Here is a 25,406-nt window from a genome sequence, read left to right on the forward strand (position 1 = left end):
AACGGTATCGTGCGTAATTTTTTTTGAGAATCGTAAGGTTCTGAGTACAAAACAAGCATACATATAAGGAAAAGAGAGAATGGCTAAGGGGCAATCTTTACAAGATCCGTTCCTGAACGCTTTGCGTCGGGAACGCGTTCCGGTTTCTATTTATTTGGTGAATGGTATCAAGCTGCAAGGGCAAATTGAGTCTTTCGATCAGTTCGTGATCCTGTTGAAGAACACGGTCAGCCAGATGGTCTATAAGCACGCAATTTCTACTGTTGTCCCGTCTCGCCCGGTGTCTCACCACAGCAACAATGCTGGCGGCGGTTCCAGTAACTATCACCACGGTGGTAGCGCGCAGGGCTCTTCTGCGCCACAACAAGACAGCGACGACGCCGAATAAGGCTAGTGCTGTTTTTCCACGCCGGGGAGCCAGGTTTTCTGCGTTCCCCGCTGGTATTTTATAAGGGGTTTACGCTTGTTTGACCGTTATGACGCCGGTGAGCAGGCGGTACTGGTACACATCTATTTTTCGCAAGACAAAGATATGGAAGACCTCCAGGAGTTTGAAACTCTGGCCTCTTCCGCCGGTGTCGAAGCAATGCAGGTGATTACCGGTAGCCGTAAAGCACCGCACCCGAAGTATTTTGTTGGTGAAGGTAAGGCAGTCGAAATTGCGGAAGCCGTTAAAGCGACCGGCGCTTCGGTCGTGCTCTTCGATCATGCCCTGAGTCCGGCGCAAGAACGCAACCTGGAACGCCTGTGCGAATGCCGGGTTATCGATCGTACCGGTCTTATTTTAGATATTTTCGCTCAGCGCGCGCGCACCCATGAAGGGAAACTGCAGGTCGAGCTGGCGCAGCTGCGCCATATGGCGACCCGCCTTGTCCGCGGCTGGACCCACCTTGAAAGACAAAAGGGCGGGATCGGTTTGCGTGGCCCGGGTGAAACCCAGCTCGAAACTGACCGTCGTTTATTGCGTAACCGCATCATGCAGATCCTGTCGCGGCTGGAAAAAGTCGAAAAACAGCGTGAGCAGGGGCGGCGGTCGCGCGCGAAAGCCGATATTCCAACCGTGTCGCTGGTGGGCTACACCAACGCCGGAAAATCAACGCTCTTTAACCAGATCACCGCCGCCGAGGTCTATGCCGCGAACCAGCTGTTCGCGACCCTGGACCCGACGCTGCGCCGCATTGACGTCCCTGACGTCGGCGAAACGGTGCTGGCCGATACCGTCGGCTTTATTCGCCACCTGCCGCACGATCTGGTGGCCGCGTTTAAAGCGACGTTGCAGGAGACGCGTCAGGCGACGCTGCTGCTGCATGTGATTGACGCGGCGGATGTCCGCGTGCAGGAAAACATTGATGCGGTAAATACGGTTCTCGCTGAAATTGAGGCCGATGAGATCCCGGCGCTGCTGGTGATGAACAAAATCGACATGCTGGACGATTTTGAACCGCGCATCGATCGCGACGATGAAAATAAACCGATTCGGGTCTGGCTTTCCGCTCAGACCGGGGTTGGCGTACCACTGCTTTTTCAGGCGTTAACGGAGCGCCTTTCCGGTGAAGTGGCCCAGCATACGCTGCGCTTACCGCCGAAAGAAGGGCGACTGAGAAGCCGTTTCTATCAGCTTCAGGCGATAGAAAAAGAGTGGATGGAGGATGACGGCAGCGTGAGTCTGCAGGTGCGCATGCCGATCGTTGACTGGCGGCGCCTCTGTAAGCAAGAGCCAACGCTTGTTGACTATGTGGTTTGACCTTGCAGCTTGCCTGAAGATATTGACCCCTGTGGGGATATCAAAAACAAATATGGAGCATATACATGGCGTGGAATCAGCCCGGTAATAACGGACAGGACCGCGACCCGTGGGGGAGCAGCAAACCTGGCGGCAACTCTGAGGGAAATGGCAACAAAGGCGGTCGCGAGCAGGGGCCGCCGGATCTGGATGATATCTTCCGCAAGTTAAGTAAAAAACTTGGCGGGCTCGGCGGCGGCAAGGGCGGACTGGGCGGCGGCAATAGCGCGCAGGGACCTCGCGGACCGATGGGCGGGCGTATTGTCGGCATCGTTGCCGCGGCGGCAGTGATTATCTGGGCGGCCAGCGGTTTCTATACTATTAAAGAAGCCGAACGCGGCGTGGTCACCCGTTTTGGTAAGTTCAGCCATCTGGTTGAGCCGGGCCTGAACTGGAAGCCGACCTTTATCGATAACGTGCAGGCAGTAAACGTGGAGTCGGTACGTGAACTGGCGGCGTCCGGCGTCATGTTGACCTCTGACGAAAACGTGGTGCGCGTTGAGATGAACGTGCAGTACCGCGTCACCGATCCGGAGCGCTATCTGTTTAGCGTCACCAGCGCGGACGACAGCCTGCGTCAGGCCACCGACAGCGCGCTGCGCGGGGTGATCGGTAAATACACCATGGATCGCATTCTGACCGAAGGTCGTACCGTGATCCGTAGCGATACTCAGCGTGAGCTGGAAGAGACGATTCGCCCGTACAACATGGGCATCACTCTGCTGGACGTCAACTTCCAGACGGCACGTCCGCCGGAAGAGGTGAAAGCCGCGTTTGACGATGCCATTGCCGCGCGTGAGAACGAACAGCAGTACATTCGTGAAGCGGAGGCTTACACCAACGAAGTCCAGCCGCGCGCGAATGGTCAGGCGCAGCGTATCCTCGAAGAGGCACGCGCCTATAAGACCCAGACCGTCCTGGAAGCCCAGGGTGAAGTGGCTCGCTTTGCTAAGATCCTGCCGGAATACAAAGCCGCGCCGGAGATTACCCGCGAGCGTCTGTACATCGAAACGATGGAAAAAGTGCTGAGCCACACCCGTAAAGTGCTGGTTAATGACAGCAAAAACGGCAATCTGATGGTTCTGCCGCTGGACCAGATGCTGAAAGGCGCCGCTGCGCCGGCAGCAAAGAGCGATAGCAGTGACGCCAGCGATCTGCTGCGTCTGCCGCCTGCATCCAGCACTGGCAGCGCCAGCACCTCATCAACCTCGAGCTCAACCGGGGGTAGCATTATGGACCAACGCCGCGCTAACGCGCAGCGTAACGACTACCAGCGTCAGGGGGAATAACGATGCGTAAATCTGTTATCGCGATCATTGTCATCGTGCTGGTAGTGCTCTACATGTCAGTCTTTGTCGTGAAGGAGGGCGAGCGCGGTATCACGCTGCGTTTCGGTAAAGTTCTGCGCGACGACGAAAACAAGCCGCTGGTATACGCGCCAGGCCTGCACTTCAAGATCCCGTTTATCGAATCGGTGAAAATGCTGGATGCGCGTATTCAGACCATGGATAACCAGGCTGACCGTTTTGTCACCAAAGAGAAGAAAGACCTGATCGTCGACTCCTATATTAAATGGCGCATCAGCGACTTCAGCCGTTACTACCTGGCCACCGGCGGCGGCGACGTCTCCCAGGCAGAGGTGCTGCTGAAGCGTAAATTCTCGGACCGTCTGCGTTCTGAAATCGGCCGTCTGGATGTGAAAGACATCGTCACCGACTCCCGTGGCCGCCTGACGCTGGAAGTGCGTGATGCGCTGAACTCAGGGTCGGCCGGTACGGAAGACGAGGTTAGCACGCCGGCAGCTGACGACGCGATTGCCAAAGCGGCAGAGCGCGTGGAAGCTGAAACCAACGGCAAAGTGCAGGTGATCAACCCGAACAGTATGGCGGCGCTGGGTATTGAAGTCGTCGACGTGCGTATCAAGCAGATCAACCTGCCGGCGGAAGTGTCGGAAGCGATCTACAACCGTATGCGCGCGGAGCGTGAAGCGGTTGCTCGTCGCCACCGTTCACAGGGTCAGGAAGAGGCGGAAAAACTGCGCGCGACCGCGGACTATGAAGTCACCAAGACGCTGGCGGAAGCCGAGCGCCAGGGCCGTATCCTGCGTGGTGAAGGCGATGCGGAATCGGCAAAACTGTTTGCCGACGCGTTCAGCCAGGATCCGGGCTTCTATTCCTTTATTCGTAGCCTGCGCGCCTATGAGAAGAGCTTCCAGAGCAATCAGGATGTCATGGTCCTGAGCCCGGATAGCGATTTCTTCCGCTATATGCGTTCACCGGATTCGGTGCGTAAATAAGTCGAAGATGACAGTAACCTACAGTGGTTAATGCAAAAAGGCGCCTGAGACAGGCGCCTTTTTTTATGCTACGACGGCGTGAATTAGTTGCCGAGCAGCTTGTTCAGCAGGCCACCGATCACCGGCAGGCTCGCCAGCGTACTCTCGATGGTGCCGCCGATAGATGAGCCAACGCTTTCGCCCAAGGTTTTGCCCAGGTCCGGCGCCAGATCGGCCAGATTAATGGTGCCAATCAGCGGCAGGTTGATGCTCAGGGCATCGGTGCCCATCGTCCATACGGCGGCGCCGACCTTGCTACCTAAGGAGGCCAGGCCATCCTGTAACCAACCTGCGCCGCTCACATTTTCGATTTCAAATGCGGTTAATTCTCTCATGATAATCTTCCTGATTATGTAGACGTACCGGGTTGTAGTACGCGACGGCATAGTTACAGTTTAAAAAATATCCATCAATACAATTGGTTGTGAATTATGTTTCACTTTGCTGGTTCATAATGAAGCTGAAATACGGGACAATGTGAAATGAGTGAATGAATTCACTGTGCTGGCCGATGACGCCTGCGAAGGCGGCGATGATACTTTTCAATTAGGGTTGACGATGAACTCCACCATTTGGCTGGCGCTGGCGCTGGTTTTAGTACTCGAAGGGCTTGGCCCGCTACTTTATCCGCGCGCCTGGCGCAAGATGGTCGCCAGCCTGAGCCAGCTCCCGGATAATTTATTGCGGCGCTTTGGCGGCGGACTTGTGGTTGCCGGGATTGTGATCTACTACATGTTGAGGAAATCGATTGGCTGATCAAAAAGTGGTCGGATTTGCCTTATTTTGGATGCAAAAAGTGCTGTAACTCTGAAAAAGCGATGGTAGAATCCATTTTTAAGCAAACGGTGATTTTGAAAAATGGGTAACAACGTCGTCGTACTGGGCACCCAATGGGGTGACGAAGGTAAAGGGAAGATCGTCGATCTCCTGACAGAACGGGCTAAATATGTTGTGCGCTACCAGGGTGGTCACAACGCCGGCCATACTCTCGTAATCAACGGTGAAAAAACCGTTCTCCATCTTATTCCATCAGGCATTCTGCGTGAAAACGTCACCAGCATCATCGGTAACGGCGTCGTGCTGTCTCCGGCTGCGCTGATGAAAGAGATGAAGGGCCTGGAAGACCGTGGTATCCCGGTTCGCGAGCGTCTGCTGCTCTCTGAAGCCTGCCCGCTTATCCTTGACTATCACGTGGCGCTGGACGTGGCACGTGAAAAAGCGCGCGGCGCGAAGGCTATCGGCACCACCGGTCGCGGCATCGGCCCGGCTTACGAAGATAAAGTCGCTCGTCGCGGTCTGCGCGTTGGCGATCTGTTCGATAAAGCAACCTTCGCCGATAAACTGAAAGAAGTGATGGAATATCACAACTTCCAGCTGGTGAACTTCTACAAAGCAGAAGCCGTTGACTACCAGAAAGTGCTGGACGATGTGATGGCGATTGCCGACATCCTGACCGGCATGGTGGTGGACGTTTCCGACCTGCTGGATCAGGCGCGTAAACGTGGCGACTTCGTGATGTTCGAAGGCGCGCAGGGCACGCTGCTGGATATCGACCATGGTACTTATCCGTACGTAACCTCTTCCAACACCACCGCCGGTGGCGTGGCGACCGGCTCCGGCCTGGGCCCGCGTTATGTGGATTACGTTCTGGGTATCATCAAAGCTTACTCGACTCGCGTAGGCGCGGGTCCGTTCCCGACCGAGCTGTTTGATGAAACCGGCGAGTTCCTCTGCAAGCAGGGTAACGAATTCGGCGCCACCACCGGTCGTCGTCGTCGTACCGGCTGGCTGGACGCCGTCGCGGTTCGTCGCGCGGTGCAGATTAACTCCCTGTCCGGCTTCTGCCTGACTAAACTGGACGTCCTCGACGGCCTGAAAGAAGTGAAAATCTGCGTTGGCTACCGTATGCCGGATGGCCGCGAAGTGACCACCACTCCGCTGGCCGCCGACAACTGGGAAGGTATCGAGCCTATCTACGAAACCATGCCGGGCTGGTCTGAAACCACCTTCGGCGTGAAAGAGCGCAGCGGCCTGCCGCAGGCAGCGCTGAACTACATCCAGCGTATTGAAGAGCTGACCGGCGTTCCGGTTGATATCATCTCTACCGGTCCAGACCGTACCGAGACCATGATTCTGCGCGACCCGTTCGACGCATAATCACTCGCAAGGGGCGCCGTTCGGGCGCCCTTGTTTTTGCTGTTCGCCCGCCCCATTTTAAATAAATTAGCGGCCTGAGCGCTGGCTGGTTTATCATCAATAATAATGATGTCGCTCGACATACCCTGTTTTCTTTTCCCTGAGGTTTATGTGCAGTTAACGAGTTTCACCGATTACGGACTACGGGCGCTGATTTACATGGCGTCGCTGCCGGAAGGACGGATGACCAGTATCTCGGAAGTGACCGAGGTCTATGGCGTCTCCCGTAATCATATGGTTAAAATAATCAATCAGTTAAGTCGCATGGGCTACGTAACTGCCGTGCGGGGGAAGAACGGGGGCATTCGCCTCGGCAAACCAGCAGGACAGATCCGCGTCGGTGACGTGGTGCGCGACCTTGAACCCTTATCGCTGGTCAACTGCAGCAGCGAGTTTTGCCACATTACACCAGCCTGTCGTTTGAAACAGGCGCTAGCTGAAGCCGCGCAGAGTTTTCTCAAGGAACTGGATAACTATACGCTGGCTGATTTGGTTGAGAAGAATCAACCGCTTTATAAATTATTGCTGGTGGAGTGACGCCACTCTGCCGGAGATGACAACGGAGGAACCGATATGTCACAAGATCCATTCCAGGAACGCGAAGCTGAGAAGTACGCGAACCCAATCCCGAGCCGGGAATTTATCCTCGAACATTTAACCAAACGGGAAAAGCCTGCCAGCCGCGATGAGCTGGCCATCGAGTTAAATATCGAGGGCGAAGAGCAAACCGAAGCGCTGCGCCGCCGCCTGCGCGCGATGGAGCGCGACGGTCAGCTGGTCTTCACCCGCCGTCAGTGCTATGCGCTGCCGGAGCGCCTTGATCTCCTCAAAGGAACCGTTATCGGCCACCGTGATGGCTATGGTTTCCTGCGTGTTGAAGGGCGCAAAGACGATCTCTACCTGTCGTCAGAGCAGATGAAAACCTGTATTCATGGCGACCAGGTGCTGGCCCAACCGCTGGGCGCGGACCGCAAGGGCCGCCGCGAAGCGCGCATTGTCCGCGTCCTGGTGCCGAAAACCAGCCAGATTGTTGGCCGCTACTTTACCGACGCTGGCGTCGGTTTCGTCGTCCCGGACGACAGTCGCCTGAGCTTCGATATCCTGATCCCGCCGGAAGAGATTATGGGCGCGCGGATGGGCTACGTGGTGGTGGTCGAGCTGACCCAGCGCCCGACCCGTCGCACCAAAGCCGTGGGGAAAATCGTCGAAGTGCTGGGCGACAACATGGGTACCGGCATGGCCGTCGATATGGCGCTGCGCACCCATGAAATTCCATACGTCTGGCCGCCGGCGGTAGAAAACCAGGTTTCCGGCCTGAAAGAGCAGGTGCCGGAAGAGGCGAAAGCCGGGCGCGTCGATCTGCGCTCCCTGCCGCTGGTCACCATTGACGGCGAAGATGCCCGCGACTTCGATGACGCGGTGTACTGCGAGAAGAAACGCGGCGGCGGCTGGCGCCTGTGGGTAGCCATTGCCGACGTCAGCTACTACGTGCGTCCGGGGACGCCGCTGGACGCTGAAGCGCGCAGCCGCGGAACCTCGGTCTACTTCCCGTCGCAGGTGGTGCCGATGCTGCCGGAAGTGCTGTCTAACGGTCTGTGCTCGCTGAACCCGCAGGTCGATCGCCTGTGCATGGTGTGCGAGATGACGATTTCGTCAAAAGGCCGTCTGACCGGTTATAAATTCTATGAAGCGGTGATGAGTTCACATGCTCGCCTGACCTATACCAAGGTGTGGCATATGCTGCAGGGCGACCAGGAGCTGCGTGAGCACTACGCGCCGCTGGTGAAGCATATTGAAGAACTGCATAACCTCTACAAGGTGCTGGATGGCGCCCGCGAAGAGCGCGGCGGTATCTCATTTGAAAGTGAAGAAGCTAAATTCATCTTCAACGCCGAGCGCCGTATCGAGCGTATCGAACAGACCCAGCGTAACGATGCGCACAAGCTGATTGAAGAGTGCATGATCCTGGCGAACATCTCCGCTGCGCGCTTCGTTGAGAAGGCGCAGGAGCCGGCGCTGTTCCGTATTCACGATAAGCCGAGCACCGAGGCGATTACCGCGTTCCGCAGCGTGCTGGCGGAGCTGGGTCTGGAACTGCCGGGCGGCAACAAGCCGGAGCCGCGCGATTACGCCGAACTGCTGACCTCCATCGCCGATCGCCCGGATGCGGAAATGCTGCAGACGATGCTCCTGCGGTCGATGAAGCAGGCGGTCTACGATCCGGAAAACCGCGGCCACTTTGGCCTCGCGCTGCAGTCCTATGCCCACTTCACCTCGCCGATCCGTCGTTACCCGGATCTGTCGCTGCACCGCGCCATCAAATATCTGCTGGCTAAAGAGCAGGGGCATAAAGGCAATAGCACGGAGACCGGCGGCTGGCACTACAGCATGGAAGAGATGCTGCAGCTGGGCGAGCACTGCTCGATGACCGAACGTCGCGCCGATGAAGCGACACGCGAAGTCTCCGACTGGCTGAAGTGTGACTTCATGCAGGATCAGGTAGGCAATATCTTCTCCGGGGTTATCGCCAGCGTGACCGGCTTTGGCTTCTTTGTTCGTCTCAACGATCTGTTTATCGACGGCCTGGTGCATGTTTCCTCCCTGGATAACGACTACTATCGTTTCGACCAGGTGGGGCAGCGTCTGATCGGCGAGTCCGGCGGGCAGACCTATCGCCTGGGCGACCGCGTGGAAGTCCGTGTGGAAGCGGTCAACATGGACGAGCGTAAAATCGACTTTACCCTCATCTCCAGCGAGCGCGCGCCGCGTAATGTCGGCAAAACCGCCCGTGAGAAAGCGAAAAAGAGCACCTCCGGCAAACCGGGCGGCCGTCGTCGTCAGGTTGGTAAGCAGGTGAACTTCGAGCCGGACATCGCGTTCCGCAAAGAAAAAGACCAGGCGAAAGCGAAGCCGAAAGGCGAGAAGAAAGCGAAAAAACCGTCGGCGAAAACGCAGAAAATCGCCGCCGCGACCAAAGCCAAGCGCGCGGCAAAGAAGAAGAGCGCCGAGTGATTGACCACCCTTCACTCTGAAGTCTGCTGACGCAGGACGGGGTGAAGGGCGGATAACAGAACCTAAAACGAGTACATCAATGAGTGAAATGATTTACGGCATCCATGCGGTGCAGGCACTGCTGGAGCGCGCACCTGAGCGTTTTCAGGAAGTTTATATTCTGAAAGGCCGTGAGGATAAGCGCCTGCTGCCGCTGATCCACGCGCTGGAAGCGCAGGGCGTGGTGATTCAGCTGGCCAACCGCCAGTTCCTCGATGAGAAGAGCGAAGGCGCGGTACACCAGGGGATCATTGCCCGCGTGAAGCCGGGGCGTCAGTATCAGGAGAACGATCTGCCGGATCTGCTGGCGCAGCTCGATCAGCCGTTCCTGTTGATCCTTGACGGCGTGACCGATCCGCATAACCTCGGCGCCTGCCTGCGCAGCGCCGATGCTGCCGGCGTGCACGCGGTGATTGTGCCGAAAGATCGTTCCGCGCAGCTGAATGCGACGGCGAAGAAAGTGGCCTGCGGCGCGGCGGAGAACGTCCCGCTGATCCGCGTCACCAACCTGGCGCGCACCATGCGCCTGCTGCAGGAGGAGAACGTCTGGATCGTCGGAACCGCAGGTGAAGCCGACCATACGCTGTTCCAGAGCAAAATGACCGGGCCGATGGCGCTGGTGATGGGCGCGGAAGGCGAAGGTATGCGCCGCCTGACCCGCGAGCACTGTGATGAGCTGATCAGCATCCCGATGGCGGGCAGCGTTTCCTCGCTGAACGTCTCGGTGGCCACTGGCATCTGCCTGTTTGAGGCGGTACGCCAGCGCAGCTAAGCTGATCCGCTGACGGAACTGAAAAGCCATCCTCCGGGATGGCTTTTTTGTGACCGCTCTCGCGGGCGAGTATCTCCCTGGATAACCATACTTATGGTTATCGCCATTGATGGAGGGAGACACGATGCACTGGCAAACGCACACCGTTTTTAATCAACCGACCCCGCTGAATAACAGCAATCTGTTCCTGTCTGATACCGCCCTGCGTGAAGCGGTGGTCCGTGAAGGCGCCGGCTGGGATGGCGATCTGCTCGCCAGCATTGGCCAGCAGCTGGGGACCGCAGAATCGCTGGAGCTGGGACGCCTGGCCAACAGCAACCCGCCGGAGCTGCTGCGCTATGACGCCACCGGCGCCCGACTGGATGACGTTCGCTTCCACCCCGCCTGGCACCTGCTGATGCAGGGACTGTGCGCGAACCGGGTGCATAATCTCGCCTGGCAGGAGGAGGCCCGTGAAGGCGCGTTTGTCGCGCGCGCCGCTCGCTTTCTGCTCCACGCCCAGGTAGAGGCCGGAACGCTGTGCCCGATTACCATGACCTTCGCCGCGACGCCCCTGCTGCAGCACGCCCTGCCTGCGCCTTTTGGCGACTGGCTGTCGCCGCTGCTGAGCGACCGTTACGATCCCCACCTCGCGCCGGGCGGCCAGAAGCGCGGCCTGCTGATTGGCATGGGGATGACCGAGAAGCAAGGGGGCTCCGATGTGCTGAGCAATACCACCCGCGCGGAGAAAACGGCGGAAGGGTTTTACCGGTTGGTGGGACACAAATGGTTCTTCTCGGTGCCGCAGAGCGATGCCCACCTGGTGCTGGCCCAGGCGCCTGCGGGCCTGTCGTGCTTCTTTGTGCCGCGCCTGCTGCCCGACGGACAGCGCAACGGCGTGCGGCTGGAGCGCTTAAAAGAAAAGCTCGGCAACCGCTCCAACGCCAGTAGCGAAGTGGAGTTTTATGACGCCTGCGGCTGGCTGGTGGGCGACGAGGGCGACGGCGTGCGGCAGATCCTCAGGATGGGCGGCCTGACCCGCTTTGACTGCGCGCTGGGTAGCCATGCCCTGATGCGCCGGGCCTTCTCGGTGGCGCTGTATCATGCGTTACAGCGCCAGGCGTTCGGTAAAAATCTGGTCGATCAACCGATGATGCGCCAGCTGCTGGGGCAAATGGCGCTCCGTCTTGAAGGACAAACCGCGTTCCTGTTTCGTCTGGCGCGGGCCTGGGACTGTCGGGATGATGCCCGGGAAAGCGCCTGGGCGCGTCTGTTTACGCCTGCGGCCAAGTTTGCCATCTGCAAGGCCGGCATCCCGTTCGTCGCTGAGGCGATGGAAGTCCTGGGAGGGATCGGCTATTGCGAGGAGAGTGAGCTACCGCGGTTGTATCGCGAGATGCCGGTCAACAGCATCTGGGAAGGCTCCGGCAATATTATGTGCCTCGATGTGATGCGGGTGCTGAGCAAGCAGCCGGCGGCGATGGAGCTGCTGGCCGCGGAGTGTGCGGAGGTGAAAGGACAGAACCGCCATCTCGACCGCGCATGGCGTCAGCTGCAGCAATTGCTGAAACGACCCGCAGAAGAGCAGGGCAGAGAGATTGCCCGGCTGGTCTATCGTCTGGGGGCGGGAGCGCAGATGTTGCGTTTCGCTTCGCCGCCGCTGGCCGAAGCCTGGTGCCGGATGATGCTCGACACGCGCGGCGGCATACGTCTTGACGCGCCGACCCTCGACGACCTGCTGCTGCGGGCCATGGGGCGGGGGCGCCAGGCGCCTCAGGCGTAGAGAATGGCCTGCACGCGCCAGCTGTCCGGCTGTTGTTCCTCGTACATCTGAATAATGCGATACCAGGAGGCGCCTTGCTCGTCCGCTTTGCGGGCAATGGCGTGCTCCACATCCTGTTGGCTGCCGGAAAGATTAGCGACGGAGATCAGACCGATTTCATTCAGGCCGGTGACGCAATCCGCGCTGGCGAATTCGGCTGACTGCGCGGAGGTGTTGGCCGTCGCAGTGGTTAACAGCAGGCTGGATAGGGTAAAAGATCGTTTCATCGTCAGCTCCATTTCACGTAGTCCCAAGGGCAGTCCGTTGCTAACGTCCTGCCAGGTGGCTGGCCGAACGTTATTATGCACAGGAGAACGTGAATGGACGCAAAGCTGTGTAAAGCAGATTTAAAGACGCCGTCTCGTCATCGACGATAGAGGATCGCCTGCGAATACCACTGGCCGGGTACCATGGTGTCATCGATCATAATGATGACGTAGTAATCGGCTTTGGCCGCTTCTGCTTTGGCCTTCAGCGCCGCTTCGACATCCATCGGCGAACCGTACATCAGTACGCTCACCGTGGCCATTTTCTGCAGGCCAGCCGTCTGGTTGCGCTGGATCTCCTGCGGATGGTCGGTGGCGGGCGGCGGGGCTTCCGGCGTTCCCTGCAGAGCGCTACACCCGCTGAGGACGATAGCCAGTAACCACGGACAAAACCTGCGCATAACCATATCTCGTTTCCTGATAGTGATAGTGTAGTGGTAGCCTTAACAGGATTTCCGGGGAATGTTCCCGAACTGTTATCTCTGACGCGATTTTCGAATGAAAATGTTGTGAAAGCGTAACCGGGTTCTCAACATTATGAATCGTAGCAAACGGGGTTGCCTGGTGAATGCATTTTCCCATGCCGCCTAACCACAATAGAGAAGGGAGACGATAAATGATTGCACTCGAAATGCGCAACCTCGGCGGTGGCGAAATTTTGCATGCCTGCCCGCAGGAGAGTCTGGATAAGCCACTGCCCTGTATCGTCTTTTATCATGGCTTTACCTCGTCAAAACTGGTTTACAGCTACTTTGCGGTGGCGCTGGCCCAGGCGGGTTTCCGGGTGATTATGCCGGACGCGCCGGAGCATGGCGCGCGCCATCACGGTGATGAGACCGGGCGGATGCAGCGCTTCTGGCCGATCCTGCAGCAGAATTTCAGAGAGTTTCCCGCGCTGCGCGAGGCGATTATCACCGAAGGCTGGCTGGAAGGAGAGCGACTGGCGGTGGCGGGGGCGTCGATGGGGGGAATGACGGCCCTGGGTATCATGACGCATCATACCGAGTTGAACAGCGTCGCCTGCCTGATGGGGTCGGGCTATTTTCGTTCGCTGTCGCAAACCCTGTTTCCCTCGCCTGGCTTTGATGGCGACAGCCTCAGCGAGTGGGATGTCAGTCATCAGCTGGCGTCGCTCGCCCGGCGGCCGCTGCTGCTCTGGCATGGCGATGCCGACGACGTGGTGCCGCCGGCAGAGACCTTCCGGCTTGAGCAGGCGCTCAGGCAGAGCGATCTTGCCGCCAGGCTGACCTGCGTCTGGCAGAAAGGCGTCCGCCATCGCATCACCCCGGAGGCGCTGGCCACGACGGTCGCCTTTTTCCAGCAGCATCTTTAAACGCGGATCACGCTGACGCCCTGGTCCTCAAGCTGCTTGAGGATCGCGGCATCGGCCTGTTTGCCGGTGATCACTACGTCAATTTGCCCGGCCTGGCTGAATAACATCCCGGCGCGCTCGCCGATCTTGCTACTGTCGACCAGCACCGCCAGCTTGCCGACCACGCTGAGCATTTTCTGCTCGGCCATGGCGGTCAACATATCGGTTTTGTATAACCCCTCGGCGGTTAACCCCTTGCCGCTGGTGAACATCCAGTGCCCGGCATAGAGGCTGTTTTCGCTGCCGTGGGGGCTGAGGGTGATGGCGTGGCTGCGGTTGTACTGCCCGCCCATGATAATCACGCTGTCGTGTTCCTGGTCGATCAGGTAGTTGGCCAGCGGCAGATAGTTAGTGATGATCTGCACCGGTTTGCCGCACAGTTCGCGCCCCAGCAGAAAGGCGGTGGAACCGCAGTTGATGACGATGCTCTCACCCGGGGCGATCAGCTGCGAAGCGGCGCGCGCAATACGCACTTTTTCATCCAGATTCTGCGCCTGGTGGATGTTCATCGGCGTCCAGCGGGGGCGCTGCTCGCTAATGGCTTCCGCGCCATTGCGTACCTTTTTCAGTTTGCCGCTTTCATCCAGCTTGTTGATATCACGTCGGGCCGTTGCGGGTGAGATCCCGAGCCGCGACATCACCTGCTCTACGGTAACAAACCCCGTTTGGGCGAGCAGATCCAGCAGAATTTGGTGCCTTTGCGCTTCCGTCATGAGCGAATCCGATTAAAAGTGAACGGCAAAGATGATATTTGAAATCATGTGAAAATACTAACCCTCAGGCGGGGTATTTCCGGCAGGCAGGGCCTGCCGGAGGCGGTTTACAGGAAGGATTTGAACGGCAGATCCGGCTCGATGGTGAAGCAGTCGTCGAAGCCGCGCGGGTAGTGATATTCGAAATTGTCTTTATCCAGCGGCCAGGTAAATTTGCCGCCGACCTGCCAGATAAACGGCTTGAAGCCGTACTTCAGACGATCTTTTTTCATCTCCCACAGGACGCGGATCTCCTGCGGATCGGCCTGAAAGTTCGACCAGATATCATGGTGGAACGGGATCACCACCTTCGCGTTGAGCGACTCTGCCATGCGCAGGATATCGGCGCTGGTCATTTTGTCGGTGATCCCGCGCGGGTTCTCGCCATACGAGCCGAGGGCGACGTCAATCTGATGCTCGTTGCCATGCTTCGCGTAGTAGTTGGAGTAGTGGGAATCGCCGCTGTGGTACAGGTTGCCGCCCGGTGTTTTAAACAGATAGTTGACCGCGCGCTGGTCCATCCCGTCCGGCAGCACGCCGGCGGCTTTTTGATCCGCCGGGAGGGTGATCAGCGCGGTACGGTCGAATGCGTCGAGCGCGTGGATCTCGATGTCCTTAATTTTCACGACATCGCCGGGCTTCATGACGATACAGCGCGCTTTCGGCACGCCCCAGCCGATCCACATATCGACGCAGGTTTTCGGGCCGATAAATGGCACATCGGCCGGGCAGTTCTGCATGACGGCGGCGGCGACGTTGACGTCAATATGATCGTTGTGATCGTGGGTCGCAAGGACCGCGTCAATCTGGCGAATGGCGAACGGATCGAGCACGAACGGGGTGGTACGCAGATTGGGCTGGAGCTTCTTCACCCCTGCCATCCGCTGCATCTGATGGCCGGTTTTCATCAGCGGATTGCCGTGGCTCTGCTTGCCGGTGCCGCACCAGAAATCGACGCAGACGTTGGCGCCGCCTTCGGATTTCAACCAGATGCCGGTACAGCCCAGCCACCACATGGCGAAGGTGCCGGGCGCAACCTGCTCCTGCTCAATCTTTTCATTCAGCCAGCTGCCCCATTCCGGAAAGGTGTTCAGGATCCAGGATTCACGGGTGATGGTCTGTACTTTACTCATCGCGGTCTTCCTCATGCATTTTCAAAAGTAATCAGTATTTGATTTATTTTGATTTATGTTGTCACTGTCTTTCCAGGATTGCAATCATGTTTTCCATTGGTTTTGCGAGCTGACGCGCATATTCTCCCGCCTTTTCCGCAGCTTACGCGCCTTGATTTAATGTTTATCTCTATGATTTGAAATGTTTATTTGTGTTTCGATATAAATGAATAGAAATAACCTGAGTGAAGGAAAGGTTTATTGCGGCGTGCGTCACATTTAATCAAATTCAATCTTGTTGTGATTATTTTTGATTATTAGAGTGGGCGACGAGAAATGCTGAGCGTAAGGCGCGTTCAGCGCCTTCACCATCGGGAGTGTGTTATGGCAATCCTCTACAACATCTTTACCGTTTTCTTTAATCAGGTGATGACCAATGCCCCGCTGCTGTTGGGTATCGTGACCTGCCTGGGCTATATCCTGCTGCGTAAAAGCGTCAGCGTGATTATCAAAGGCACCATCAAAACCATTATCGGTTTCATGCTGTTACAAGCCGGCTCCGGCATCCTCACCAGCACCTTTAAACCGGTGGTGGCGAAAATGTCAGAGGTGTACGGCATTAACGGCGCCATCTCTGACACCTATGCCTCGATGATGGCGACCATCGACCGGATGGGCGAGGCCTATAGCTGGGTGGGCTACGCGGTGCTGCTGGCGCTGGCCCTAAACATCTGTTACGTCCTGCTGCGCCGGATTACCGGCATCCGCACCATCATGCTGACGGGCCATATCATGTTTCAGCAGGCGGGGCTGATTGCGGTCTCGTTGTTTATCTTCGGCTACTCCATGTGGACCACCATCATCTGCACGGCGGTGCTGGTGTCACTCTACTGGGGCATTACCTCCAATATGATGTACAAGCCTACTCAGCTGGTCACCGACGGCTGCGGCTTCTCTATCGGGCACCAGCAGCAGTTCGCCTCGTGGATAGCCTACAAAGTGGCGCCCTGGCTGGGGAAAAAAGAGGAGAGCGTCGAAGACCTCAAGCTACCTGGCTGGCTGAACATCTTCCACGACAACATCGTTTCCACCGCGATTGTGATGACCGTCTTCTTTGGTGCGATCCTGCTCTCTTTCGGCATTGACGTGGTGCAGGCGATGGCGGGTAAAACCCACTGGACGGTCTATATCCTGCAAACCGGTTTCTCCTTCGCGGTGGCGATTTTCATCATCACTCAGGGCGTGCGGATGTTCGTCGCCGAGCTGTCCGAAGCCTTCAACGGTATCTCGCAGCGCCTGATCCCTGGGGCGGTGCTGGCGATCGACTGCGCCGCCATCTATAGCTTCGCGCCGAATGCGGTGGTGTGGGGCTTTATGTGGGGCACCATCGGTCAGTTGATTGCCGTCGGCATTCTGGTCGGCGTCGGCTCCCCGATTCTGATTATTCCAGGCTTTATCCCGATGTTCTTCTCCAACGCGACGATTGGCGTCTTTGCCAACCACTTTGGCGGCTGGCGCGCGGCGCTCAAGATCTGCCTGGTGATGGGCATGATTGAAATTTTCGGTTGCGTATGGGCAGTGAAGCTCACCGGCATGAGCGCCTGGATGGGAATGGCGGACTGGTCGATTCTGGCGCCGCCGATGATGCAGGGCTTCGCCACCGTCGGACTGGCGTTTATGGCCGTCATCATCCTGATTGCACTGGCTTATATGTTCTTCGCCGGCCGCGCGCTGCGTGCCGAGGAAGACGCGGAAAAACAACTGGCAGAGGCCTCTGCCCAATAAGGAGTTCTGATTATGACCGTACGTATTCTGGCTGTGTGTGGTAACGGGCAAGGCAGTTCCATGATCATGAAAATGAAGGTGGACCAGTTCCTGACGCAATCCAACATCGACCACACGGTAAATAGCTGCGCGGTAGGTGAATACAAAAGCGAGCTGAACGGCGCGGATATCATCATCGCTTCAACCCATATCGCGGGGGAGATTACCGTCTCCGGTAATAAACATGTGGTGGGCGTGCGTAACATGCTTTCGCCGGCGGATTTCGGTCCCAAGCTGCTGGAGGTGATTAAAACTCACTTCCCGCAGGACGTGAAATAAGGAGCGGCCATGAAACTCCATGAATCGCTGGCGCAGAACCACTCCATCCGCCTGCAGGCGGAAGCGGAAACCTGGCAGGAGGCGGTAAAAATCGGCGTCGATCTGCTGGTGGCCGCCGACGTCGTGGAACCGCGCTATTACCAGGCCATTCTCGACGGCGTGGCCGAGCACGGCCCCTATTTTGTGATCGCCCCCGGGCTGGCGATGCCGCACGGGCGGCCGGAAGAGGGCGTCAGGAAAACCGGTTTTGCGCTGGTGACCCTGAAAAAACCGCTGATTTTCAACCATGAAGATAACGACCCGGTCGACATTCTGATCACCATGGCGGCGGTTGACGCCACCACCCACCAGGAGGTGGGGATCATGCAGATCGTTAACCTGTTTGATGATGAAGCCAATTTCGACCGTTTACGCGCCTGCCGCAGCGAGCAGGAAGTGCTGGATTTAATTAAAAACGCCACCGCGGCGGCTGTTTAAAAGGAACACTATCATGTCATTACCTATGTTGCAGGTCGCACTGGACAACCAAACGCTGGCCAGCGCCTACGAGTCCACCCGTCTGATCGCCGAAGAGGTGGATATCATTGAAGTCGGCACTATCCTTTGCGTCGGGGAAGGCGTGCGCGCGGTGCGCGATCTGAAAGCGCTGTATCCGCATAAAATCGTGCTGGCGGACGCCAAAATCGCCGACGCCGGCAAGATCCTGTCGCGGATGTGCTTTGAAGCCAACGCCGACTGGGTCACGGTGATCTGCTGCGCCGATATCAACACCGCCAAAGGGGCGCTGGATGTCGCCAAAGAGTTCAACGGCGATGTGCAAATTGAGCTAACCGGCTTCTGGACCTGGGAGCAGGCGCAGGCATGGCGCGAGGCGGGCATTCAGCAGGTAGTTTACCACCGCAGCCGCGACGCGCAGGCGGCGGGCGTGGCGTGGAGCGAGGCGGATATCAGCGCGATTAAGCGTCTGTCCGATATGGGCTTCAAAGTAACCGTCACCGGCGGCCTGGCGCTGGAAGACCTGCCGCTGTTCGCCGGCATCCCCATCCACGTCTTTATTGCCGGGCGTAGCATCCGCGATGCCGCTTCACCGGTGGAAGCGGCGCGCCAGTTTAAACGCTCTATCGCCCAGCTGTGGGGTTAAGGAGCGGCTATGTTGGCGAAACAAATTCCGCTCGGCATCTATGAAAAAGCGCTCCCCGCCGGGGAGTGCTGGCTGGAGCGGCTGCAGCTGGCGAAAGCGCTAGGCTTTGATTTTGTGGAAATGTCTCTCGATGAAACGGACGCTCGTCTTGCGCGGCTGGACTGGAGCCCGGAGCAGCGTCTGGCGCTGGTCAAGGCGGTGGCCGAAACCGGCGTCCGGGTGCCATCAATGTGCCTGAGCGCCCATCGCCGTTTTCCTCTGGGTAGCGAAGACGACGCGGTGCGTCGTCAGGGGCTGGAAATCATGCGCAAAGCCATCCAGCTGGCGCAGGATGTCGGGATCCGGGTGATCCAGCTGGCAGGTTACGACGTCTATTACCAGCAGGCGAACGATGAGACGCGGCGTCGCTTTCGCGATGGTCTGAAAGAGAGCGTCGAACTGGCCAGCCGGGCCCAGGTAACCCTGGCGATGGAAATTATGGACTACCCGCTGATGAACTCGATCAGCAAAGCGCTGGGCTACGCCCATTACCTGAATAATCCGTGGTTCCAGCTTTATCCCGACATCGGCAATCTGTCGGCGTGGGATAACGACGTCCAGATGGAGCTGCAGGCCGGCATGGGGCACATCGTGGCGGTGCACGTCAAAGATACCCGGCCCGGCGTCTTTAAAAACGTGCCGTTCGGCGAAGGGGTCGTCGATTTTGAACGCTGCTTCGAAACTCTCAAACAGACCGGCTACTGCGGCCCGTATCTGATTGAGATGTGGAGCGAAACCAGCGCGGATCCGCTAGCGGAAGTGGCGAAGGCGCGCGACTGGGTGAAAGCGCGGATGGTCCGCGCCGGACTGATGGAGGCGGCGTAATGCAACAACTGAAACAGCAGGTGTTCGAGGCCAACAGGGATCTGCCCCGATACGGCCTGGTGACCTTCACCTGGGGCAATGTCAGCGCGATTGACCGGCAGCGCGGGCTGGTGGTGATCAAACCCAGCGGCGTGGCCTACGACGCCATGACCGTCGATGACATGACGGTGGTCGATCTGCAGGGCAACGTGGTGGAAGGGCGCTGGCGTCCCTCCTCTGATACCGCTACCCATCTGGCGCTCTATCGCCGTTATCCCGGCCTTGGCGGGGTGGTGCATACCCATTCGACGCACGCTACCGCCTGGGCGCAGGCGGGGCTGGCGATCCCGGCGCTCGGCACCACCCATGCGGACTACTTTTTCGGTGATATCCCTTGCACCCGGGCGCTTAGCGCGCAGGAGGTGGATGAGGCCTACGAGCTGAACACCGGGAAGGTGATTATCGAAACCCTGGGCGAGGCAAACCCGTTGCATACGCCGGCGATCGTCGTCTATCAGCACGGGCCGTTCTCCTGGGGGAAAGACGCCCACGAGGCGGTGCACAATGCGGTTGTGATGGAAGAGGTGGCACGCATGGCGTGGATTGCCCGCGGCATTAATCCGCGGCTGCAGCCGATTGACAGCTGGCTGATGGAAAAACATTTTCTGCGTAAACACGGGCCGAACGCCTACTACGGGCAGAAGTAAACGACGCGCTCCGGGGCTTTCACCGTCACGGTGAAGCAACTGGTCTGGCCCCGGAGCCGTTTTTTAGCCCTGACGATAAGCCGACGGCATAGCGCGCATGCCGATGAGCGTGACCACGCAAATTATCGCGCCAGCGTAAAACGTCGAAGCGGCGCCGAAGGTTTCCCACAGCACGCCTGCGCCGGTACTGGCCAGCAACAGCGCCAGACCGCTCATCAGGTTGAACATACCGAACGCCGTGCCGCGTAGCGCCGGCGGCGCCGTATGGGCGACCATCGCCGCCAGCAGCCCCTGGGTCATCCCCATGTGAATTCCCCACAGCGCGACCCCGACCAGCAGCGTGCTCCAGTGGGCGCTGAGGGCCAGCACGATATCGGCGAGGATCAGCACCAGCAGTCCCCACTGCAGCAGTTTGCTGTGGCTCATGCTGTCAGAGAGCTTGCCGAACGGGTAGGCCGTAACGCTGTAGACCAGGTTCATCGCCACCATCACCAGCGGAATGGTAAACAGCGGGATCTCCATCTGCTGGGCGCGCAGCACCAGAAAGGCTTCGCTGAAGCGGGCGAGGGTGAAGATGCTGCCGATGGCGACCACCCACCAGTAGGCGGCGGAGAGCTTTTGCAGATTTTCGCGCTTCAGCGGATTACTGCGTTGATGGTCGATGGCGGATTTTGGCTCCTGCAGGCCAAAACCCAGCAGGAGAATAGAGAGCACGGCGGGAATAACCGCCACCCAGAATATAGCGTGAAAATCGTTGGCCCACATAAACATCAGCAGCACCGCCAGCAGCGGGCCGAGAAAGGCGCCAACGGTATCCAGCGCCTGACGTAGCCCGTAGGCGGCGCCGCGGATCTCCGGTGGGGTGACGTCGGCGACCAGCGCGTCGCGCGGCGCGCCGCGAATGCCTTTGCCTACGCGGTCGATCATGCGGGCGCTAAACACCACGCCGGCGGTCGGGGCGATGGCAAACAGCGGCTTGCTGAGCGCGCCCAGGCCGTAGCCCAGCAGCGCCAGCCCTTTGCGCTTACCGACGTAGTCGCTGATCGCGCCGGAGAAGATTTTCAGGATCAGGGCGGTGGCTTCCGCCAGCCCCTCAATAAGACCGATGATAATCACGCTGGCGCCGAGGGTGGTGGCCATAAACAGCGGTAAGAGACTGTGGATCATCTCGGACGACACATCCATCAGCAGGCTGACGCCGCCGAGTACCCAAACGCCTTTGGGGATGCGGCCTAAGGTGGCGAAACGCGGAACCATCCATTACTCCTGATTATCAAAAAATAGACTGATGATTAAATCAGGTTGCGATGACGCTGATAAGTTGATTTATAAAATTATTCTCAATTGCGTTTAGCCACTGGCCTTGCTTCGCCCCTCGCGAGGAGAGGCGAAGAATGGGCCCGACATTAGCGGTAAATCACCGCGCTGGCGCGAAGCGGGCCGTTGGTTTCTGGTTCGTGCATCAGGATGGGCTGAAAATATTTCGCCCCCTGCGCATCGCTCAACTGGCTAAGGGCCTGTTCGGCCTCGTGCTCAGTGGCCATATTGTGATTGATATAGATAACGCCGAGGCTCTGCACATCGTCCATGTTGCGGGCCTGTCGTTCGGTGATTTGGATAGCTGCCAACGCGTTGGCGCTGAAGAAAAGCGCAGCCATCATGGCGATGATTTTCAGTTTCATATACTACGCTCCTGACTGACAGTCCTGACGCTGACTCGGGGCTCTCCTGTGGTCATTGGGTTTCTGATTTAAGTGTAATCGCTGATTGAACGGCGTATCGCGACCTTTTCTGATGCAGTTGTTCAAAAAAATGCCGCTTCCTTTGCTGGTTAATTTTAAATCACCCACTTAGCGCCACTTGGCGCTTAGTGCGAATTATTTGTGCAAATGCGCTTGTGTTCCTGGGGGGTCGCCATTAGAATGATGCGTCAATTTTTCAGCCGCCCTTTAACACGTTCCTTGCCTCCATGGGCCGCGGCTGACCCAGACAGGAGGCTGAATAATCCGTAAGGAGCAATTCGATGCGTCATTACGAAATCGTTTTTATGGTCCATCCTGACCAGAGCGAACAGGTTCCGGGCATGATCGAACGTTACACTGGTGCAATCACTGCAGCAGCAGGTACGATCCACCGTCTGGAAGACTGGGGCCGCCGTCAGCTGGCTTATCCGATCAACAAACTGCACAAAGCTCACTACGTTCTGCTGAACGTTGAAGCGCCGCAGGAAGCGATCGATGAGCTGGAAACTAACTTCCGCTTCAACGACGCCGTTATCCGCAGCATGGTAATGCGTACTAAGCACGCTGTTACCGAAGCATCTCCGATGGTTAAAGCGAAAGACGAGCGCCGTGAGCGTCGCGAAGATTTCGCCAACGAAACCGCAGATGATTCTGAAGCTGGGGATTCTGAAGAGTAATCCTGATGACCAACCGTCTGGAGCTGTCCGGCATTATTTGCAGGACTCCACTTCGTAAGGTCAGCCCGTCAGGAATTCCTCACTGCCAGTTCGTGCTTGAGCATCGTTCAGTGCAGGAGGAAGCCGGTTTTCACCGGCAGGCATGGTGTCAAATGCCCGTTATTATTAGCGGTCACGAGAACCAGGCCATTACTCACAGTATAACGGTCGGTAGCGCAGTAACCGTTCGAGGGTTCATCTCTTGCCATAAGGCAAAGAACGGCTTGAGCAAAATGGTTCTGCATGCCGAGCAGATTGAATTGATAGATTCTGGAGACTAGCCATATGGCACGTTATTTCCGTCGTCGCAAGTTCTGCCGTTTCACCGCGGAAGGCGTTCAAGAGATCGACTATAAAGATATCGCTACGCTGAAAAACTACATCACCGAAAGCGGTAAGATTGTCCCGAGCCGTATCACCGGTACCCGTGCAAAATACCAGCGTCAGCTGGCTCGCGCTATCAAACGCGCTCGCTACCTGTCCCTGCTGCCGTACACTGATCGTCATCAGTAATCGGTCACGGTCCATTAATACGACTTTGAGAGGATAAGGTAATGCAAGTTATTCTGCTTGATAAAGTAGCAAACCTGGGTAGCCTGGGTGATCAGGTTAACGTTAAAGCGGGCTATGCTCGTAACTTCCTGGTCCCGCAGGGTAAAGCTGTTCCTGCTACCAAGAAAAACGTTGAATTCTTCGAAGCACGTCGCGCTGAACTGGAAGCCAAACTGGCTGACGTTCTGGCAGCTGCTGAAGCTCGTGCTGCGCAGATCAACGCCCTGGAATCCGTAACCATCGCGTCTAAAGCTGGCGACGAAGGTAAACTGTTCGGTTCCATCGGTACTCGCGACATCGCTGACGCTGTCACTGCAGCAGGCGTTAAAGTTGCTAAGAGCGAAGTTCGCCTGCCGAACGGCGTTCTGCGTAACGTTGGCGAGCACGAAGTGGACTTCCAGGTTCACAGCGAAGTTTTCGCTAAAGTTATCATCAACGTGGTTGCTGAGTAATCGGCCTCTGACGTTCTGGTAACAACAAATCGCCGGCCTTGTGCCGGCGTTTTGCTTTTTAGCGCCTTTCATTTTGCGGCGGCGTAACGCTCGCTGTCGTCTTCGCTGCTAGCGCGCACGCACAAAGCTGCCGTTCGACTGGCGGGTAAACAGCACCTGCTGGCCGTTGCCGGTATCAATAGTGAGCCCGGTGACCACGCCGTTGGCGTTCTGCCGAATCTGCACCGTCTGTCCGCTCTGCAACGTGCTTAATGGTTTACCTGCGCCTTCAACCTGCGCCATGGCGTAAACGTCGGTGGCCGGCAGCCCATGATCGCGGAACAGCTGGGCCAGGGTTTTGCCTGACTCGATGCGATAGGTCCGCCATTGCTGTTCAATACCCGGCGCGGACTGCTGCGATGAGGATTGATAGGGCTGGGAGGCTGCGGGCTGCTGCGTCTGCGCCTGATCCGGCTGCTCATCCTGAATCGGCTCCGGGGCGACCGGCGCCATCTGGTCGGCATCGCTCACGGTAGGCGTATTGGTGATCGGCGGCAGCGGAACGGCCTGATTGCCGCCAGCTTGCGGTTGGGACTGCGACTGCAGATTCAGGTTTGCTTCACGGCTGGTGGACGCCGGGTTTTGGCTATCGTCTGAGGGAAGCAGAATGCCGATAATCACCAACAGGAAGCCAACAATAATTCCCCGGCGGTGCATCGGGGGCAGTGGGTCCAGGAGGCGAAAATGATCCGGGGCGTGCCAGATTTTCGCCAGGGTAGATGTCAGTTCAAAGCGCCCGGGCATGGCTTTCCTCCTGCTCCGCATATTTTTATCCTGCCTATGAGTATAGATGGCTAACGTCCTGATGACCGGAACAAAGTGAAGTTAACCTGATGCCGCCTATTGTTTCTTTTTCGCTGAGATTTGTCATCATCCGCCGACAAAGTTTTACCCATTTCGCTATGGCTGTTATGCTTCCGGACGCTTTTCTCTTGATGTTTATCACCCAAAAAAGGAACAAAGATGGCAACCCCAACTTTTGACACTATCGAAGCGCAGGCAAGTTACGGTATCGGCTTGCAGGTTGGACAACAGCTGAGCGAATCCGGCCTGCAGGGGCTGCTGCCGGAAGCGTTGGTGGCGGGTATCGCCGATGCGCTGGAAGGTAACCAGCCGCAGGTGCCGGTAGAAGCCGTCCACCGTGCGCTGCGTGAAATCCACGAGCGCGCCGACGCCGTGCGTCGCGAGCGTTTCCAGGCGATGGCCGCTGACGGCCAGAAATACCTTGATGAAAACCGCGAGAAAGAGGGTGTGAACAGCACCGAGTCCGGTCTGCAGTTCCGCGTGCTGACCCAGGGCGAAGGTCCGATCCCGGCCCGTACCGACCGCGTACGCGTGCACTACACCGGGAAACTGATCGACGGCACCGTCTTCGACAGCTCCGTCGCTCGCGGCGAACCGGCAGAGTTCCCGGTGACCGGCGTAATCGGCGGCTGGATTGAAGCGCTGACCCTGATGCCGGTAGGTTCCAAATGGGAACTGACCATCCCGCACAACCTCGCCTACGGCGAGCGCGGCGCTGGCGCGTCGATCCCTCCGTTCAGCACCCTGATCTTCGAAGTTGAACTGCTGGATATTATCTAAACAGCAGAGGCTTCCTCTTCCCCGGCGGCGGGGGAAGCCACAAAAATAGCGTAAAATCCTTAAGTTAAAAATTAATTGGAATTATGT

At 57.7% G+C, this 25,406-nt stretch carries 30 protein-coding genes; 22 read left to right on the forward strand and 8 right to left on the reverse strand.

Features of this window, described 5'->3' with window-relative positions; translation table 11 throughout:
- Positions 1-79 precede the first annotated feature (79 nt).
- The 4 genes from hfq to hflC all read left to right on the forward strand — a co-directional run bounded on the left by hfq (position 80) and on the right by hflC (position 4,079).
- Complete coding sequence (gene hfq / locus ACLH1U_RS19195) at positions 80-388, forward strand: RNA chaperone Hfq (protein WP_002885659.1); 309 nt, start codon at positions 80-82, stop codon at positions 386-388.
- Between the two features lie 75 nt (positions 389-463).
- Entirely contained in the window at positions 464-1,744 is a 1,281-nt protein-coding gene (gene hflX / locus ACLH1U_RS19200) for a ribosome rescue GTPase HflX (protein WP_004146725.1), read from the forward strand.
- Between the two features lie 65 nt (positions 1,745-1,809).
- Positions 1,810-3,072, forward strand: coding sequence for an FtsH protease activity modulator HflK (hflK, locus tag ACLH1U_RS19205; protein ID WP_004206443.1), 1,263 nt, complete (start codon positions 1,810-1,812; stop codon positions 3,070-3,072).
- A gap of 2 nt (positions 3,073-3,074) precedes the next feature.
- A complete protein-coding gene (hflC, locus tag ACLH1U_RS19210) occupies positions 3,075-4,079 on the forward strand; it encodes a protease modulator HflC (RefSeq protein WP_004192484.1) in 1,005 nt (334 codons plus the stop codon).
- An 83-nt stretch (positions 4,080-4,162) separates the two neighbouring features.
- On the opposite strand, the gene ACLH1U_RS19215 is transcribed toward hflC, so the two are convergent.
- Positions 4,163-4,453, reverse strand: coding sequence for a hypothetical protein (locus ACLH1U_RS19215; protein ID WP_048296471.1), 291 nt, complete (start codon positions 4,451-4,453; stop codon positions 4,163-4,165).
- Between the two features lie 223 nt (positions 4,454-4,676).
- Here ACLH1U_RS19215 and ACLH1U_RS19220 point away from each other — a divergent pair, with 223 nt between their 5' ends.
- The 6 genes from ACLH1U_RS19220 (at position 4,677) to ACLH1U_RS19245 (ending at position 11,899) form a co-directional block, all read left to right on the forward strand.
- Positions 4,677-4,874, forward strand: coding sequence for a DUF2065 domain-containing protein (locus ACLH1U_RS19220; RefSeq protein WP_002885664.1), 198 nt, complete (start codon positions 4,677-4,679; stop codon positions 4,872-4,874).
- Between the two features lie 102 nt (positions 4,875-4,976).
- Complete coding sequence (locus ACLH1U_RS19225) at positions 4,977-6,275, forward strand: adenylosuccinate synthase (protein ID WP_012543110.1); 1,299 nt, start codon at positions 4,977-4,979, stop codon at positions 6,273-6,275.
- A 150-nt stretch (positions 6,276-6,425) separates the two neighbouring features.
- The gene (gene nsrR / locus ACLH1U_RS19230) at positions 6,426-6,851 is read left to right on the forward strand and encodes a nitric oxide-sensing transcriptional repressor NsrR (RefSeq protein WP_002885667.1); all 426 of its coding nucleotides are present in this window, start codon (positions 6,426-6,428) and stop codon (positions 6,849-6,851) included.
- Positions 6,852-6,887: 36 nt separating this feature from the next.
- On the forward strand, positions 6,888-9,326 hold the full coding sequence (gene rnr, locus ACLH1U_RS19235) for a ribonuclease R (protein WP_411299403.1): 2,439 nt from the start codon (positions 6,888-6,890) through the stop codon (positions 9,324-9,326).
- 79 nt (positions 9,327-9,405) lie between these two features.
- Complete coding sequence (gene rlmB, locus ACLH1U_RS19240) at positions 9,406-10,137, forward strand: 23S rRNA (guanosine(2251)-2'-O)-methyltransferase RlmB (protein WP_002885669.1); 732 nt, start codon at positions 9,406-9,408, stop codon at positions 10,135-10,137.
- Between the two features lie 124 nt (positions 10,138-10,261).
- Positions 10,262-11,899 carry an isovaleryl-CoA dehydrogenase gene (locus tag ACLH1U_RS19245; RefSeq protein WP_101862388.1) on the forward strand — a complete coding sequence of 546 codons (1,638 nt, stop codon included), beginning with the start codon at positions 10,262-10,264 and terminating at the stop codon, positions 11,897-11,899.
- Here the strand turns inward: ACLH1U_RS19245 and yjfN are convergent.
- Together yjfN and bsmA are read right to left on the reverse strand one after the other, a co-directional pair.
- On the reverse strand, positions 11,890-12,165 hold the full coding sequence (gene yjfN, locus ACLH1U_RS19250; RefSeq protein ID WP_004206450.1) for a DUF1471 family protease activator YjfN: 276 nt from the start codon (positions 12,163-12,165) through the stop codon (positions 11,890-11,892). The genes ACLH1U_RS19245 and yjfN overlap by 10 nt on opposite strands.
- A 137-nt stretch (positions 12,166-12,302) precedes the next feature.
- Positions 12,303-12,611 carry a biofilm peroxide resistance protein BsmA gene (gene bsmA / locus ACLH1U_RS19255; protein WP_023291718.1) on the reverse strand — a complete coding sequence of 103 codons (309 nt, stop codon included), beginning with the start codon at positions 12,609-12,611 and terminating at the stop codon, positions 12,303-12,305.
- 209 nt (positions 12,612-12,820) lie between these two features.
- Here bsmA and yjfP point away from each other — a divergent pair, with 209 nt between their 5' ends.
- A complete protein-coding gene (gene yjfP, locus ACLH1U_RS19260; protein WP_101862389.1) occupies positions 12,821-13,537 on the forward strand; it encodes an esterase in 717 nt (238 codons plus the stop codon).
- On the opposite strand, the gene ulaR is transcribed toward yjfP, so the two are convergent.
- Entirely contained in the window at positions 13,534-14,289 is a 756-nt protein-coding gene (gene ulaR / locus ACLH1U_RS19265; RefSeq protein WP_004206453.1) for an HTH-type transcriptional regulator UlaR, read from the reverse strand. The two genes, yjfP and ulaR, sit on opposite strands and share 4 nt — an antisense overlap.
- 107 nt (positions 14,290-14,396) lie before the next feature.
- On the reverse strand, positions 14,397-15,461 hold the full coding sequence (gene ulaG, locus ACLH1U_RS19270; RefSeq protein ID WP_411299404.1) for an L-ascorbate 6-phosphate lactonase: 1,065 nt from the start codon (positions 15,459-15,461) through the stop codon (positions 14,397-14,399).
- 363 nt (positions 15,462-15,824) lie between these two features.
- Between ulaG and ulaA the strand changes: the two genes are divergently transcribed.
- Genes ulaA through ACLH1U_RS19300 form a run of 6 tightly spaced genes read left to right on the forward strand, consistent with a single transcriptional unit; the run spans position 15,825 to position 20,234 of the window.
- Complete coding sequence (gene ulaA / locus ACLH1U_RS19275; RefSeq protein WP_023291722.1) at positions 15,825-17,225, forward strand: PTS ascorbate transporter subunit IIC; 1,401 nt, start codon at positions 15,825-15,827, stop codon at positions 17,223-17,225.
- A 12-nt stretch (positions 17,226-17,237) separates the two neighbouring features.
- On the forward strand, positions 17,238-17,543 hold the full coding sequence (gene ulaB / locus ACLH1U_RS19280) for a PTS ascorbate transporter subunit IIB (protein WP_023291723.1): 306 nt from the start codon (positions 17,238-17,240) through the stop codon (positions 17,541-17,543).
- Positions 17,544-17,552: 9 nt separating this feature from the next.
- Complete coding sequence (gene ulaC / locus ACLH1U_RS19285) at positions 17,553-18,020, forward strand: PTS ascorbate transporter subunit IIA (RefSeq protein ID WP_023319570.1); 468 nt, start codon at positions 17,553-17,555, stop codon at positions 18,018-18,020.
- A gap of 13 nt (positions 18,021-18,033) precedes the next feature.
- Positions 18,034-18,684: a 3-keto-L-gulonate-6-phosphate decarboxylase UlaD gene (gene ulaD / locus ACLH1U_RS19290; protein ID WP_023291725.1), complete on the forward strand. Its 651-nt coding sequence runs from the start codon at positions 18,034-18,036 to the stop codon at positions 18,682-18,684.
- Between the two features lie 9 nt (positions 18,685-18,693).
- Positions 18,694-19,548, forward strand: a complete 855-nt coding sequence (locus tag ACLH1U_RS19295) for an L-ribulose-5-phosphate 3-epimerase (protein ID WP_048336491.1) — start codon at positions 18,694-18,696, stop codon at positions 19,546-19,548.
- A complete protein-coding gene (locus tag ACLH1U_RS19300; RefSeq protein ID WP_085551705.1) occupies positions 19,548-20,234 on the forward strand; it encodes an L-ribulose-5-phosphate 4-epimerase in 687 nt (228 codons plus the stop codon). The genes ACLH1U_RS19295 and ACLH1U_RS19300 overlap by 1 nt, the downstream gene beginning before the upstream one ends.
- Before the next feature lie 63 nt (positions 20,235-20,297).
- On the opposite strand, the gene ACLH1U_RS19305 is transcribed toward ACLH1U_RS19300, so the two are convergent.
- Both ACLH1U_RS19305 and ACLH1U_RS19310 read right to left on the reverse strand, forming a co-directional pair.
- The gene (locus ACLH1U_RS19305) at positions 20,298-21,491 is read right to left on the reverse strand and encodes an MFS transporter (RefSeq protein WP_072421240.1); all 1,194 of its coding nucleotides are present in this window, start codon (positions 21,489-21,491) and stop codon (positions 20,298-20,300) included.
- A 149-nt stretch (positions 21,492-21,640) separates the two neighbouring features.
- Complete coding sequence (locus tag ACLH1U_RS19310) at positions 21,641-21,916, reverse strand: DUF1471 domain-containing protein (RefSeq protein ID WP_004206463.1); 276 nt, start codon at positions 21,914-21,916, stop codon at positions 21,641-21,643.
- A gap of 341 nt (positions 21,917-22,257) precedes the next feature.
- Between ACLH1U_RS19310 and rpsF the strand changes: the two genes are divergently transcribed.
- The 4 genes from rpsF to rplI are packed head-to-tail and all read left to right on the forward strand — an operon-like array spanning position 22,258 to position 23,696.
- Positions 22,258-22,653: a 30S ribosomal protein S6 gene (rpsF, locus tag ACLH1U_RS19315; RefSeq protein WP_008807174.1), complete on the forward strand. Its 396-nt coding sequence runs from the start codon at positions 22,258-22,260 to the stop codon at positions 22,651-22,653.
- A gap of 5 nt (positions 22,654-22,658) precedes the next feature.
- Positions 22,659-22,973, forward strand: a complete 315-nt coding sequence (gene priB / locus ACLH1U_RS19320) for a primosomal replication protein N (RefSeq protein ID WP_002885722.1) — start codon at positions 22,659-22,661, stop codon at positions 22,971-22,973.
- Between the two features lie 4 nt (positions 22,974-22,977).
- A complete protein-coding gene (gene rpsR, locus ACLH1U_RS19325; protein WP_000135199.1) occupies positions 22,978-23,205 on the forward strand; it encodes a 30S ribosomal protein S18 in 228 nt (75 codons plus the stop codon).
- A 41-nt stretch (positions 23,206-23,246) separates the two neighbouring features.
- Positions 23,247-23,696: a 50S ribosomal protein L9 gene (gene rplI / locus ACLH1U_RS19330; RefSeq protein WP_004206464.1), complete on the forward strand. Its 450-nt coding sequence runs from the start codon at positions 23,247-23,249 to the stop codon at positions 23,694-23,696.
- A gap of 108 nt (positions 23,697-23,804) precedes the next feature.
- Here the strand turns inward: rplI and ACLH1U_RS19335 are convergent, their stop codons facing one another.
- Positions 23,805-24,479: a LysM-like peptidoglycan-binding domain-containing protein gene (locus tag ACLH1U_RS19335; protein WP_072421242.1), complete on the reverse strand. Its 675-nt coding sequence runs from the start codon at positions 24,477-24,479 to the stop codon at positions 23,805-23,807.
- 219 nt (positions 24,480-24,698) lie between these two features.
- On the opposite strand from ACLH1U_RS19335, the gene fklB reads away from it, so the two are divergent.
- Positions 24,699-25,319 carry an FKBP-type peptidyl-prolyl cis-trans isomerase gene (gene fklB / locus ACLH1U_RS19340; RefSeq protein ID WP_002886687.1) on the forward strand — a complete coding sequence of 207 codons (621 nt, stop codon included), beginning with the start codon at positions 24,699-24,701 and terminating at the stop codon, positions 25,317-25,319.
- Positions 25,320-25,406 lie beyond the last annotated feature (87 nt).

The organism is Klebsiella sp. 1SOBk5mer, assembly GCF_046603115.1.
In the GTDB taxonomy this organism is placed as follows: Bacteria; Pseudomonadota; Gammaproteobacteria; order Enterobacterales; family Enterobacteriaceae; genus Klebsiella; species Klebsiella quasipneumoniae.